At 61.0% G+C, this 14,032-nt stretch carries 13 protein-coding genes and 1 tRNA gene; 6 read left to right on the forward strand and 8 right to left on the reverse strand.

Annotation, left to right across the window (positions count from 1 at the left end; all coding sequences use genetic code 11):
* Positions 1-130 precede the first annotated feature (130 nt).
* The 6 genes from HDG34_RS05655 to recA form a co-directional block, all read right to left on the reverse strand.
* A complete protein-coding gene (locus HDG34_RS05655; protein WP_026226026.1) occupies positions 131-835 on the reverse strand; it encodes a TerC family protein in 705 nt (234 codons plus the stop codon).
* 166 nt (positions 836-1,001) lie between these two features.
* A complete protein-coding gene (gene sucD / locus HDG34_RS05660; protein WP_184058350.1) occupies positions 1,002-1,883 on the reverse strand; it encodes a succinate--CoA ligase subunit alpha in 882 nt (293 codons plus the stop codon).
* Positions 1,884-2,013: 130 nt separating this feature from the next.
* A complete protein-coding gene (gene sucC, locus HDG34_RS05665; protein ID WP_013090442.1) occupies positions 2,014-3,183 on the reverse strand; it encodes an ADP-forming succinate--CoA ligase subunit beta in 1,170 nt (389 codons plus the stop codon).
* 55 nt (positions 3,184-3,238) lie between these two features.
* On the reverse strand, positions 3,239-3,913 hold the full coding sequence (locus tag HDG34_RS05670) for a DUF2889 domain-containing protein (RefSeq protein ID WP_176078965.1): 675 nt from the start codon (positions 3,911-3,913) through the stop codon (positions 3,239-3,241).
* A 130-nt stretch (positions 3,914-4,043) separates the two neighbouring features.
* Complete coding sequence (gene recX, locus HDG34_RS05675; protein ID WP_184058352.1) at positions 4,044-4,811, reverse strand: recombination regulator RecX; 768 nt, start codon at positions 4,809-4,811, stop codon at positions 4,044-4,046.
* A gap of 7 nt (positions 4,812-4,818) precedes the next feature.
* Positions 4,819-5,895 (reverse strand): recombinase RecA, encoded by a 1,077-nt coding sequence (gene recA, locus HDG34_RS05680; protein WP_018421721.1) that lies wholly within the window; start codon positions 5,893-5,895, stop codon positions 4,819-4,821.
* Positions 5,896-6,149: 254 nt separating this feature from the next.
* Here recA and HDG34_RS05685 point away from each other — a divergent pair, with 254 nt between their 5' ends.
* The 4 genes from HDG34_RS05685 (at position 6,150) to HDG34_RS05700 (ending at position 10,546) form a co-directional block, all read left to right on the forward strand.
* Entirely contained in the window at positions 6,150-6,947 is a 798-nt protein-coding gene (locus HDG34_RS05685; RefSeq protein ID WP_184058354.1) for a response regulator transcription factor, read from the forward strand.
* Between the two features lie 9 nt (positions 6,948-6,956).
* Positions 6,957-8,516, forward strand: a complete 1,560-nt coding sequence (locus tag HDG34_RS05690) for a sensor histidine kinase (RefSeq protein ID WP_184058355.1) — start codon at positions 6,957-6,959, stop codon at positions 8,514-8,516.
* A 208-nt stretch (positions 8,517-8,724) separates the two neighbouring features.
* The gene (locus tag HDG34_RS05695; RefSeq protein WP_184058358.1) at positions 8,725-10,383 is read left to right on the forward strand and encodes an MFS transporter; all 1,659 of its coding nucleotides are present in this window, start codon (positions 8,725-8,727) and stop codon (positions 10,381-10,383) included.
* A gap of 86 nt (positions 10,384-10,469) precedes the next feature.
* Positions 10,470-10,546 (forward strand) — tRNA-Met (locus HDG34_RS05700).
* 486 nt (positions 10,547-11,032) lie between these two features.
* Here HDG34_RS05700 and HDG34_RS40070 read toward each other — a convergent pair.
* Positions 11,033-11,374, reverse strand: a complete 342-nt coding sequence (locus tag HDG34_RS40070; protein WP_409259252.1) for a relaxase/mobilization nuclease domain-containing protein — start codon at positions 11,372-11,374, stop codon at positions 11,033-11,035.
* Between HDG34_RS40070 and HDG34_RS38600 the strand changes: the two genes are divergently transcribed.
* Positions 11,318-11,650, forward strand: a complete 333-nt coding sequence (locus HDG34_RS38600) for a hypothetical protein (RefSeq protein WP_221309043.1) — start codon at positions 11,318-11,320, stop codon at positions 11,648-11,650. The genes HDG34_RS40070 and HDG34_RS38600 overlap by 57 nt on opposite strands.
* Before the next feature lie 946 nt (positions 11,651-12,596).
* Here HDG34_RS38600 and HDG34_RS05710 read toward each other — a convergent pair.
* Entirely contained in the window at positions 12,597-13,271 is a 675-nt protein-coding gene (locus HDG34_RS05710) for a hypothetical protein (RefSeq protein ID WP_184058362.1), read from the reverse strand.
* Here HDG34_RS05710 and HDG34_RS05715 point away from each other — a divergent pair.
* Positions 13,253-13,945, forward strand: a complete 693-nt coding sequence (locus HDG34_RS05715) for a hypothetical protein (RefSeq protein WP_184058364.1) — start codon at positions 13,253-13,255, stop codon at positions 13,943-13,945. The genes HDG34_RS05710 and HDG34_RS05715 overlap by 19 nt on opposite strands.
* The last annotated feature ends 87 nt before the right edge of the window (positions 13,946-14,032 follow it).

The raw sequence follows: 14,032 nt of genomic DNA on the forward strand, positions 1-14,032 counted from the left end.
TGGCCCGTGGATCGGGAACAGGCGTTTCAATCGTAGCGAGCGAAGCTCGCGCGTCACAGTCAGCCGGATGGCCAGGCTTGCATTCGAACGGCATCACGAATCAGGCAGCGATGCACCGTCAGCATCATGCTCACACCGCCGCACGTTTCGCGTTACGGCGCTTCAACAGATAACCGACGATCACGACGAACAGCGCGCCCGCGATGCTCATCCCGTATTCGGCGACTGGCGTGTCGAGGATCGGCCAGCGGTCGCCGGCCGGGTCGTTGACCATCAGACCACCCGCGATCCAGCCGAGCAGGCCCGCGCCGAACAGTACGATGCCCGGAAAGCGATCGAGCAGCTTCAGAATCAGCTGGCTGCCCCACACGATCAGCGGAATGCTCACGACGAGGCCAAAGATCACCAAAGCCAACCGGTGCTCGTGCTCCGCGGCTTCGGCCGCGCCCGCGATCGCGATCACGTTGTCGACGCTCATCACCGCATCCGCGATGATGATCGTCTTCACCGCCGAGATCAGTTTGTCGGCCGGCTTCACGTTGTCGTGAGCGTCGTGCGCCGGCGCGAGCAGGCGCACGCCGATCCACAGCAGCAGCAAGCCGCCCGCGAACTTCAGGAACGGCACGTCGAGCAGCACGACCGCGAACGCGATCAGCACGACGCGCAGCGCGATCGCGCCGGCGGTCCCCCACACGATCCCACGCATGCGCTGCGACTGCGGCAGGTTGCGGCAGGCGAGCGCAATGACGACCGCGTTGTCGCCGCCGAGCAGAACGTCGATGACGATGATCTGAAAGACCGAGCCCCAATGGAGGGTCGTGAAGAATTCGAGCATGGAAAAAAGCATAAGAAAAAATCGACCGCGCGGACAGAACCGCGGCGCAAGCGCGGACAAAAAAAAAGCGGGGGAGTCTGCACTCCCCCGCTTTTCGGGACCGCCCGCTCACGAAAGGAGTTCGTAAGCGTAACAAAATCGCGCGCCAACGGCACGCGAATTCGATTTACAGCATCGCCTTCAGAAGACGCGCCATTTCCGACGGGTTCTTCGTGACCTTGATACCGCACGCGTCCATGATTTCCAGCTTCGCTTCGGCGGTGTCCGCACCGCCCGAGATCAGCGCGCCGGCGTGGCCCATGCGCTTGCCCGGAGGCGCCGTGACGCCAGCGATGAAGCCAACCACCGGCTTCTTCATGTTGTCCTTGATCCACTCAGCAGCGTTCGCTTCGTCCGGACCGCCGATTTCGCCGATCATGATGACGGCGTCCGTATCCGGATCGTCGTTGAACATCTTCATCACGTCGATGTGCTTCAGACCGTTGATGGGGTCGCCGCCGATACCGACTGCCGACGACTGGCCGAGGCCGATCGCGGTCAGCTGGCCGACTGCTTCGTACGTCAGCGTGCCCGAACGCGACACGACGCCGATGCGGCCCTTGCGATGGATGTGACCCGGCATGATGCCGATCTTCAGCTCGTCCGGCGTGATCGTGCCCGGGCAGTTCGGTCCGAGCAGCAGCGTCTTGCGGTTTTCGCGACGCATACGGTCCTTGATCTCGATCATGTCGCGGACGGGAATGCCTTCCGTGATACAGATTGCGAGATCCAGGTCGGCTTCGACTGCTTCCCAGATTGCGGCGGCAGCGCCTGCCGGCGGAACGTAAATCACCGACACGGTCGCGCCCGTCTCAGCCTTGGCTTCAGCGACGCTCGCGTAGATGGGGATGCCTTCGAAATCTTCGCCGGCGCGCTTCGGGTTCACGCCCGCGACGTACGCTTCGCGGCCGTTTGCGTATTCACGGCAAGCACGCGTGTGGAACTGACCGGTCTTGCCGGTGATGCCCTGCGTGATGACCTTGGTGTCTTTGTTGATCAGAATCGACATGTATTGACCTCTGTTCGTTTGGCGTCGCGCGGTAGCGCCACTCGGCGCGATGCTTCACGCCTGTGTCGCTTGCGCGCCGCCACTCGTAAACCTGGCAAATGAGCTGGTAAATGCGCCGTGGACAGCTGGCTTACGCCTTGCCCGAAGCAGCCGCGACGACCTTCTGAGCCGCCTCTTCCATGCTGTCCGCCGAGATGATCGGCAGGCCGGATTCGGCGAGCATCTTCTTGCCCAGGTCTTCGTTCGTGCCCTTCATGCGGACCACGAGCGGCACCTTCAGCGACACGGCCTTCGACGCCGCGATCACGCCTTCCGCGATCACGTCGCAGCGCATGATGCCACCGAAGATGTTGACCAGAATCGCGGTCAGGTTCGGGTTCTTCAGCATGATCTTGAACGCTTCGGTGACCTTCTCGGTCGTAGCTCCTCCGCCGACGTCGAGGAAGTTCGCCGGTTCGCCGCCGAACAGCTTGATGGTGTCCATCGTTGCCATTGCGAGGCCGGCGCCGTTCACCAGACAGCCGATGTTGCCGTCGAGCGAGATGTACGCGAGGTCGAACTTCGACGCTTCGATTTCAGCCGGATCTTCTTCGTCCAGATCGCGGTACGCGACGATTTCCGGGTGACGGAACAGCGCGTTCGAGTCGAAGTTGAACTTCGCGTCGAGTGCGATGACCTTGCCGTCGCCGGTCAGGATCAGCGGGTTGATTTCGGCGAGCGATGCGTCGGTTTCCCAGAATGCCTTGTACAGGCCTTGCAGGATCGCGCGAGCTTGCGGGATCGAAGCGTCGGGCACGCCGATCTTCTTCGCGAGGTCGTCTGCTTCCGAGTCCTTCAGGCCAGTCGACGGATCGACGGCAACCTTGTGGATCAGCTCAGGCGTCTTTTCCGCGACTTCTTCGACGTCCATGCCGCCTTCGCTCGACGCCATCACGACGATCTTCTGCGAAACGCGATCGATCACGAGACCGACATACAGTTCCTTCTTGATGTCGGCGCCTTCTTCGATCAGCAGGCGGTTCACCTTCTGGCCTTCCGGACCGGTCTGGTGCGTGACGAGCTGCATGCCGAGGATCTGGTTCGAGTACTCGCGAACCTGTTCCAGCGACTTGGCGACCTTGACGCCGCCGCCCTTGCCACGGCCACCCGCGTGGATCTGAGCTTTCACGACCCACACCGGGCCGCCCAGCTCTTCCGCGGCCTTGACCGCATCATCCACCGAGAAGACCGGCTTGCCGCGCGGTACCGCGACGCCGAATTTCCGCAGGATTTCCTTACCCTGGTACTCGTGAATCTTCATGCGTGATTCCCTTCAGTCTGAGAGTTGGATAGAACTTCGATTCCGTTGCCGCCGTTCAGGCCGACGCGTCGCCGCTTCGTTCGCGGGCCGCCGCACCGTCCGACGAGGCCGCGCGTTGCGCCGGACGCGGTGCATGACCATACCAGCGCGGATAAAACTGTTTCACCGCCTCGCCGTCGAAACGCAGCGCGTGGCAGCGTCCCAGCTGGAATGGCGGTTTGTCGTTGGAATGCTCGCCTGTGCCGTTGGACGATTCGTCTCCCGAACCCGCGTTCGCGCCCGGCGTGCCGTCATCGGTGTTCCATACGTCGCCGGCGAACGCCTGGATCGCGGCGGTCGGCAGGATCGCGCACAGCTCGGTGAGATGCGTGCAACCGGCCGTGCCGGCCAGCAAACGGGCAGCATCGCGACGGAAGTTGTGGAACAGATTGAGCCCGATGAGGGCACGGTAGGCGGGATTGCTGGCCTGGCACAACCCTGGATAGGGCACCCAGTCGGACGACGCCTCGGCGTTGACGACATTGAGCTTGCGATCGATGGTGATGCGAAGCCAGAGTTCATGGATCGGCTGACCATTGGGCCGGACACCCGACGCAAGCGCCACATCGCGTGGCTTTTCGTCGGTCAGGCACGCTTCCACATCCCACAGGCCATCGGCTCGCTCGTAAGCTTCCGCTCTGATTGCGCGACGATGGCGCAACTGACGGGACACTGGCGGGGAGAGCGACATGCGGGAAGGAAAGGCCGGATTGGAAAACTTCTGGAGTTTAGCATAACGGGTATTTGGGACAGCCCCGATTGCGCACGGCCTGGCGCCAGGTTATGGCGCGGTAATTGCCCTACCCGTCGAGACTGGCGTGTTAGTCGCCGTCCCCGATGTCGTCGATACCCTTCAGGATCTTGCCGATCGTCGCGCCGGAGAAGCCGCGCGACGCGAGAAAGCGCGCCTGCTTCGCGCGCTCGGCCGGCGTTTGCGGCAACTGGCCGAACTTCTTGCGCCAGACCGCCTGGGCGCGCGCGAGTTCGGTTTCGCGCAATTGCGCGCTCGCCTCTTCGACGAGCGCCGGGTTGAGCGCGTGTTGCTTCAGTTCGCCGAGAATGCGGCTCGTGCCGAGCCGCGATGCGCGCCGATGGATCAGGCTTTCCGCGAAGCGCGAGTCGGATAGCCAGTTTTCGGCCTGCAGCGCGTCGAGCACCGTGTCGAGCGAATCGGTTTCCTCGACGTAAGGCTTCAGCTTGCGGGCGAGGTCGGCGCGGCTATATTCGCGGCGCGACAGATAGCCGAGCGCGCGCGCTTTCAGCGAACGGGCGGGGCGTTGGGATTTTCTGTTGTCGTCTTTGTCGGACTGGCCCGGCTTCTCTTCGCCGGGTTGGCGACGCGAGCGGGTGTAGGTGACCTCGGAGGGGATTGGGGAATCGAGTCCGGAGGAATCCCGGCTGGACGACGCTGCAGCGGGCGCAGACCCCGTACGCTGCGGGCCGCGGCCCGCGGCGCGGTCATGTGCGTCGAACGGTTCGAACGGTTCGAACGGATCGCCGGACTCAGGCGATCCGTCCGCCGCGTCGCGCGGGCCGTCCGGATAGCGTCCGGAGTCGAAACCGGACAGCGGCCGGCCTTTGCGTATCACTTGATGCTTACTCTTCTTCGCCCGCGACTTCAGCGTCCGCGCCGGTCACGGCGTTCGCCATCGCGGTAACGCCCAGCGATTCGCGGATACGGTTCTCGATTTCGCGAGCGATATCCGGATTTTCGCGCAGGAATTCACGCGCGTTGTCCTTGCCCTGACCGATCCGCTCGCCGCTGTAGCTGTACCATGCGCCGGCCTTGTCGACGATCTTCGCCTGCACGCCGAGGTCGATGATTTCGCCCTGACGCGAGATGCCCTCGCCGTACAGGATGTCGAAAATCGCTTCACGGAACGGCGGCGCCACCTTGTTCTTGACGACCTTCACGCGGGTTTCGTTGCCGATCACTTCGTCGTTCTTCTTGATCGAGCCGATGCGGCGAATGTCCAGACGCACCGACGCGTAGAACTTCAGCGCATTACCGCCCGTGGTGGTTTCCGGGTTGCCGAACATCACGCCGATCTTCATGCGGATCTGATTGATGAAGATCACGAGGCAGTTCGTGCGCTTGATCGTGCCGGTCAGCTTGCGCAGCGCCTGCGACATCAGACGCGCCTGCAGACCCGGCAGCGAGTCGCCCATTTCGCCTTCGATTTCCGCCTTCGGCACCAGCGCCGCGACCGAGTCGATCACGATCATGTCGATCGAGCCCGAGCGCACCAGCGCGTCGGCGATTTCGAGGGCCTGTTCGCCGGTGTCCGGCTGCGAGACCAGCAGGTCGGCGACGTTCACGCCGAGCTTGCCCGCGTATTGAATGTCCAGCGCGTGTTCCGCGTCGATGAACGCCGCGGTGCCGCCGAGCTTCTGCATTTCGGCGACGACCTGCAGCGTCAGCGTGGTTTTACCGGACGATTCCGGACCGTAGATTTCGACCACCCGGCCACGCGGCAAACCGCCGACGCCCAGTGCAATGTCGAGGCCGAGCGATCCGGTGGAGACCACCTGGATGTCTTCGACTGCCTCACCTGCGCCGAGCCGCATGACCGACCCTTTGCCGAACTGCTTTTCGATCTGCGCGAGCGCGGCGGCGAGAGCCTTGCTCTTTTCAGCAGTCAGTCCAGCCGAGCCTTTCTTGCTTTCTTCCATGAATCGTCCTTTGCTATGATGAACGGCGTCTGAGGCAGGTGTGCACCCGTGGTTCCACTCGAATTGAGCGGAATCTCCAGGACATCACACGAAACGCAGACACTGTATAAAAAAACAGTAGTTTTGGCAAGCGCGATTGTGATGCGAACGCGCATCTTTTACTGTCGCATCGCCCCAACTACCCACAATAATGTTCGGAGACCGCTGCGCGCCGGGGCAACCCCGCGGTGCCGGCAAAGCCAGGCTGGCGCATCATGCGAATTCTGATTGCCGAAGACGACAGCATACTCGCGGATGGTCTGGTTCGATCACTCCGCCAATCGGCCTATGCGGTCGATCACGTGAAAAGCGGCGTAGAAGCCGATACCGCGTTGTCAATGCAGACGTTCGACCTATTGATCCTCGATCTGGGCCTGCCGCGCATGTCCGGGCTCGAGGTGCTGCGCCGCCTGCGCGCGCGCAATTCGAACCTGCCCGTGCTGATCCTGACCGCCGCCGATAGCGTCGACGAACGCGTCAAAGGCCTCGACCTCGGCGCCGACGATTACATGGCCAAGCCCTTCGCGCTGAACGAACTCGAAGCGCGCGTGCGCGCGCTGACACGGCGCGGCGTGGGCGGCGGCCCGACCGTCGTGCGGCATGGCTCGCTGTCGTTCGATCAGGTGGGCCGCATCGCCTACGTCAACGACCAGGCGATCGATCTGTCCGCGCGCGAACTCGGGCTGCTCGAAGTGCTGCTGCAACGGATCGGCCGGCTGGTCTCGAAAGAGCAGCTCGTCGACCATCTATGCGAATGGGGCGAGGAAGTCAGCAACAACGCGATCGAAGTCTACGTGCACCGGCTGCGCAAGAAAATCGAACCGAGCGGCGTGCGCATCATCACCGTGCGCGGGCTCGGCTACTGTCTCGAAAAAGCGGCGCCGCCGGCGAATGCGAGCGCGCCCGCCAACCCGGCCGGCTCCGAGCCGCAGACGGCACAAGCGGCACAAGCGGGACAATCGTCCACCGCGCCGTCGTCCGCCGCGATGCCGGCGAGCCACCACTACAAATAGAGGCCAGCGATGTCCGCACGCGCTGATCGCGCCACGGCGCACGCGGCGGACCTCGACGAGGCGCGCGACGCGCGCTACGCCAATCCGTTCGCCCCGCCCGACGAAACCGAAGCCGCCGCCGAAGCGCGTCCGCGCTCGCTGTTCGGCGAAATTCTCGACTGGATGCTCGCGCCGCTGCTGCTGCTGTGGCCGATGAGCCTCGCGGTCACCTATCTGGTCGCGAAGTCGATCGCGAACGGGCCGTTCGACCGCGCGCTCGAAACCGATGCCTACGTGCTCGCGCGCCAGATCCATCCGGTCAACGGCGTCGCGGAGCTGTCGCTGCCCGAGTCGACGCGCGATTTCCTGCGTGCCGACAACGTCGACAGCGTGTTCTTTCAGGTGCTCGGCACGCGCGGCGAGCTCGTGGCCGGCGAGCGCGACATGCCGCTGCCGCATGGGGAGGACCGCCCGCCACCGGGCCTCGTCGAATTCCGCGACGACGTGCTGCGCGGCAACGACATCCGCGTCGCCTACACGACCGTCGAGTTTCCGCAGACGCCGGGCGCGCAGGCCGTGCTCGTGCAGGTCGCCGAAACGCTCGACAAGCGCAGCCAGCTCGCCAACGACATCATCAAGGGCGTGATCCTGCCGCAGTTCGTGATCCTGCCGCTCGCGATCCTGCTCGTGTGGTTCGGGCTGTCGCGCGGGCTCGAGCCGCTGCATGCGCTGCAGGCGCATATCCGCGCGCGCCGGCCGGACGATCTGTCGCCGCTCGAAGCGCGCCGCGCGCCGCCGGAAATCGAGCCGCTCGTCACGTCGTTCAACGATCTGCTCACGCGCCTCGAACAGAACATGGAGCTACAGAAGCGCTTCATCGCCGACGCCGCGCATCAGATGAAAACGCCGCTGGCCGGCCTGCGCACCCAGGCCGAGCTCGCGCTGCGCCAGAACGCGTCGGCCGAGGTTCGTCGCTCGCTCGAACAGATCGCGACGAGCTCCGAGCAGGCCGCGCGGCTCGTCACGCAATTGCTCGCGCTGGCGCGCGCGGAGAACCGTCGGTCGGGGCAGATCTTCACGCCGCTCGAACTCGGCGAACTCGCGCGCAGCGCGGTGCGCGAATGGGTGCAGGCCGCGCTCGCGAAGCAGATGGACATCGGCTACGAAGCGCCCGACGAGCCGGTCGAAGTCGCCGGCAATCCGGTGATGCTGCGTGAAATGCTGTCGAACCTGATCGACAACGCGATCCGCTATACGCCGGCGGGCGGCCGCATCACCGTGCGCGTGCGGCACGACGCCCCCGCGCGGCTCGTGCACCTGGAAGTCGAGGACACCGGGCTCGGCATTCCGGCCAGCGAGCGCTCGCGTGTGGTCGAGCGCTTTTACCGGATTCTGGGCCGCGAGGGCGACGGCAGCGGCCTCGGCCTCGCGATCGTGCGCGAGATTGCGGCAATGCACGGCGGCGAGCTCGCCATCGACGACAACGTCTACCAGGAGTCGCCGCGGCTCGCCGGCACACTGGTGCGCGTCAGCTTGCACGTGCTCGAACGGGGCGGGACTTACCCTAACGCGCCTCTATCGTCGGCTTGACGGTCAGCGTTTTTTTGAGATATTTCAGCGTGGGTTGCGCGAACATACCAGCACATTCTCGGAAATTGAACGCCTATTCGTCGGCTTACCGGACTACCCCAAGTTCAGGCGCCGAGTCAGAACGCCGTAAGTTTCCACTCCAATAATCGGTTGCACGGGAACGCCTGTGCCGGCGATCCGTGGATATATCAATATTGGAGACGACAATATGGCTACCGTTGGCGGGCAAATCTCGCGCGTGCCGATGACGCGCGATGAGAAGCGGGTGATCTTCGCATCGTCGCTGGGTACGGTTTTCGAGTGGTACGACTTCTATCTGGCCGGCTCGCTTGCGGCCTTCATCAGCAAGAGCTTCTTCTCCGGCGTCAATCCGACCGCGGCGTTCATCTTCACGCTGCTCAGCTTCGCGGCGGGCTTCGCGGTGCGGCCGTTCGGCGCGATCGTATTCGGGCGGCTCGGCGACATGGTCGGGCGCAAGTACACGTTTCTGATCACGATCGTCATCATGGGCCTGTCGACGTTCCTCGTCGGCTTCCTGCCGGGCTACGCGGCGATCGGCATCGCTTCGCCGGTGCTCTTCATCGCGATGCGCCTGCTGCAGGGTCTCGCGCTCGGCGGCGAGTATGGCGGCGCCGCGACCTACGTGGCCGAACACGCGCCGGCGAACCGCCGCGGCTTCTACACCGCATGGATCCAGACCACCGCCACGCTCGGTCTGTTTCTGTCGCTGCTCGTGATTCTCGGCATTCGCACGTTCATGGGCGAAGACGCCTTCGGCGCCTGGGGCTGGCGCATTCCGTTCGTCGTGTCGATCCTGCTGCTCGCGGTGTCGGTGTGGATTCGCCTGCAACTGCATGAGTCGCCGGTGTTCGCGCGCATCAAGGCCGAGGGCAAGACCTCGAAGGCGCCGCTTTCCGAAGCGTTCGGCCAATGGAAGAACCTGAAGGTCGTGATTATCGCGCTGCTCGGCCTGACGGCCGGCCAGGCTGTCGTCTGGTACACGGGCCAGTTCTACACGCTGTTCTTCCTCACGCAGACGCTGAGGGTCGACGGTTCGAGCGCCAACATCATGATCGCGCTCGCGCTGCTGATCGGCACGCCGTTCTTCCTGTTCTTCGGCTCGCTGTCGGATCGCATCGGCCGCAAGCCGATCATCATGGCCGGCCTGCTGATCGCCGCACTCACCTACTTCCCGCTGTTCAAGGCGCTCACACACTACACGAACCCGGCGCTCGAAGCGGCAACCGCGAAGTCGCCGATCGTCGTGATCGCCGATCCGGCCGAGTGCTCGTTCCAGTTCAACCCGGTGGGCACTGCGAAGTTCACGAGCTCATGCGACATCGCGAAGGGCGCGCTGTCGCGAGCCGGCCTGAACTACGACAACGTCGCGGCGCCTGCCGGCACGATCGCGCAGATCCGCGTGGGCGATACGGTCGTCAACACGTTCGACGGCCGCGCCGGCGACGCGAAGGAGCAAGCCAAGACGTTCGAGAAGACGCTCGCCGCGACGCTGAAGGCCGCCGGCTACCCGCCGAAGGCTGATCCGGCTCAGATCAACTGGCCGATGAGCATCGTGATCCTGACGATCCTCGTGATCTACGTGACGATGGTCTACGGGCCGATCGCGGCGATGCTGGTCGAGATGTTCCCGACGCGTATCCGTTATACGTCGATGTCGCTGCCGTATCACGTCGGCAATGGCTGGTTCGGCGGCTTCCTGCCGGCCACCGCGTTCGCGATCGTCGCGGCGAAGGGCAACATCTACTCGGGGCTCTGGTATCCGATCATCATCGCGTTGGTCACCTTCGTGATCGGCATGCTGTTCGTGCGCGAAACCAAGGACTCGGATATCTACGCGAAGGATTGAGTGGACCGACAGCCGGAGCCATCTGAAAAAGTTGTGAGCCGGGGGTTGACAGCCTCCGGTGGCCCCAGCATAATCTCGCTTCTTTCGGCGAATTAGCTCAGTCGGTTAGAGCGACGGAATCATAATCCGCAGGTCCGGGGTTCGAGTCCCTGATTCGCCACCAGTTGCACTAAGCCCTTGAATCTTCTAACGAAGTTCGAGGGCTTTTTACTTCTGGTGTCACGGTCGGTGTCACAGGTGCCGACTTGCACAAGCTTCCACGCCTCCTCAAGTCCCGTCACGGGGTCTACTATCTGCGCATTTGTCAAGGCGAACTCGATACCCGACGTTCCCTTGGTACCAAGGATTTCCGCCAGGCAAAATTGGCTGCATTGTTACTCAACTTGCAGGCGGAAATGAACAAGACGATCCTTAACGCAGGCAACGTGCGCCGACTCGACGTCGTATTTCCCAACGGCGTTCAATTCAACAATATCAAGCAGGAAGAGACGGGCATGCTGTTCCAGATTCTGGACCGGCTGGGCATGACGTCCGAGCAAATGCTTTCGCTCACGACTGAGCAACTGGCGAAAACCCTCGCTGGCCGCAATCCGCAGAAAATCGAACCGGCCAAGCCCAAAAGCAAGCTGCTCTTAGACGTGATCGCTCTCTATCTGGCTGAAAAGCGGCTGGACAATGTCCCGAAGACGATTGACGACAAGGAACGGACGTTCAACGAGTTCCAAGGCTTTTTCGAGAACAAGGATAGCCGAACGTTCTGGCCACCAGGAGGGTGTATGTTTATGCGCTTGCCTCTGCCACTGGCGAATTCGATCATGGGCACGACGAAATGCACCTCGGTATTGCCTTTGTCCTCGTGCAACACGAACAGGCTGTTGAACTGATCGCCTGAAAAGCCCGGACAAAACGTTTCCTTGAATGTTCGAATGACCCCATGCAATTGCTCGCGCGTGGGACGTTCAGTGTCTCGGAACGCAATCGCGCCGGACACATACTTGTGCTTGCGCTGAATGCTGTTAGTTACGGCTACGGTGGTATCCGGGTTACCCGACAGAACAAACGGCATGACGGCGCGCTGTTCGCCGGTATGGTCACGCTCGCTCAGCAGGTAGTTGACGAGGGACTCCCCGTTGGAAATCCCCGCATTGAAGATTCGAACAATCATGCCGCGCCCGTTTTCGCCCCGTACTTCGCCTCCTGCCACACCTGTTCAGTCAGCTCCTGTATCTGCAACAGCACGAGTAGCATTTCTTCGTCGGGCTCGTGACCTTGCTTCGCTTTTCACTTTGTCGGCTCTTTATACTTATACGGGATTATTTCTCAAAATCAAGGCCGATCCGACGAGCGGTTTCCGACCAAGCTGCCACACCCGACATAAAATATTCCACACCTTTTTGATTCACCGCCTACACTGCGTATGACCACCGCACTGCCGCGTGGCCCAATATAACGGGGGAAGACGATGAGGGACGAATTCATTGCAGCAATACACTCCAAGAATAGAATTCTCCTAACCTTCTATAGCAAGGAGGACGGGAGCCAACTGGTACGAACATGCGCCCCTATGGACTACGGACCAGGCAGTCGCACGAAGAATCGGGATGATCGCTTCCATTCTTGGGACTACGACAGCGATACTAGTCAACATGTCCTTAGCCTCTTACCCAACCAGGTGTTGCGAATTGAAATTCTCAATGTGACTTTTGATCCGGGCGAGTTTGTCACGTGGCCGCCGAATTGGATTGTCGCGAGGAACTGGGGAGCTTATTCCTGAGATCTAGTGATTTCTTTATATGTTCCCGCAGCGTCGCCACAGAAGACTCTCCCCACACTACTTCGGAGAGTGGAGCGAAGAGCCGCAGCCGACGACTCTTCGCTTTCCAGCTTCATGCCGCTTCAATCCACAATGGCAATGTAGCGCTCCCATGCTTTCGGTTCCCCTGACTCTCGCGGCCCAGCAAATTTCCCGCTCCTTACCTTCAGATAGGCAATATCACTGAGCTTGAATCGGCGCCAGCTCAAAACCTTGTCGTTTGCACTCTTTCCGGCGACTTGATATGGGAGCAGTTGACGGTCCCCAATGCTGACACCATAAATGTGAGGCTCAACGACTCGGTAGTATCCTTGATAGTAGAAGCCCAACAGCTTCTTCTCATGAATTGCCTTGCAGATTTTTTTCCATTTCCATGTTTGCTCTCCTTTAAAATAGTCGGTTACTTGAATGCTTCGTTAATCTCTTCCTGCGTGGTCGTGTCCTCCAGCTCCGGCTGGAACAATGCGAGATTGACGTGCCTCTTTTGCCTACCGCCCTCGCGCTTCTTCGTCTCCTTCAGGTGCGGGAACCCAGCACGCATACGGGACCAGAACTCGACGTTACCGCACGGTGGGCGTCCGCACTCTTCGCAGTAAGACCGGTATTTTTCGTAGATCACGTCCTTCGCAAGCGTCTTCCCACCTTCGCTGGAGGACACGCTGTAATCTTCACTAAAGGCAAGCACGGTGTTGCTCGACTCCTTTTCGCGCATAGTGTTTGCAACAACGGACTGCGGTTCGTCGAACGAGCCACGGCGCAAAAGCCGTTGCAGCCCCTCCAGGCACCAGTTCGCGACATGGTGCAACTCCCGCTCGATAATCAGGTCGTCAAGGCGGTCAATCCGCTTGCGTTTATCGAACTGGACGTTCCAATCAATGATCTGCTGGCGTCGCCACACCCCGTCTGTCTCGTCGTTGATATGCGGAAAGCGGTTGCAAGCGATAATCCACTTAGCCGTCGGGTGGTACCTGTCATTGCTGCAGCTGATCTGGATACAACCATACAAAACCCACAACCACGCCGAGACGGCGATCTTTAACTCGGGGATTACACAGAATGTCGACCATACCTTCACAACAGCAAATCCGCGAAGTCTTCGATATTGTCAAAGACGCGACCACGGAACGGCGGCCGGCACGTCAACTTACCAAGTACGAGCAAGTCCTAGATAAACTTAGCAAGTGGCTGCTTACGCACCAACTCATAGGCTTTTCGGTGGCAATAATTCTCGCAGGCCTTTCCTATTTTCTCCATGACATATCGCTGGCAAACACGGCTTTCGCAACTATAACGTTGTCTCAGATACTGGGTATCTTCCTTTCCCTCGTTGTCATTGCACTCTCCATTCCATTTTTCTATCGACTTTTTAAAACGCCATTTTCTCAATTCTTTCACTTAGTCGAGTCGTCGGTTACATTTAACCTTCAATATGTCGAGCGCCTAGCAAGCTGTGAAGCCTCCGCCATTCGATATGTTCTTACATACTACGAAGGGGAGCGCATTGCATTCGAGAAGCGTTGCGGCATACTCGTAGGATCAATCGAAAAAATCGGCTTCTTCCCTGCACTGGCTGGCTTGGGCACTCTCTCGATTAGTCTTTCGAAGCTTCCGGCTATGCAATCATGGGCGACTGCGCTCACTTTTCTGATCCTAGCCTTTTACATTCTCAGCACAGCTGCGTTTGCAATGACGCAGAGACAAGACCGCGTAATTAGCTTGCTCAAGTATTGCTTAGAGTCCTTGAAGTAGTAAGTGCCCGTTAGCAAAAGCGCCGACTTCCGCTTGGTGGTGAACGTGACACCTGTCAGCCCTCCTACCTGACGGGCCCTTGTAGAC

It is taken from the genome of Paraburkholderia sp. HC6.4b, from assembly GCF_014200875.1.
In the GTDB taxonomy this organism is placed as follows: Bacteria; Pseudomonadota; Gammaproteobacteria; order Burkholderiales; family Burkholderiaceae; genus Paraburkholderia; species Paraburkholderia tuberum.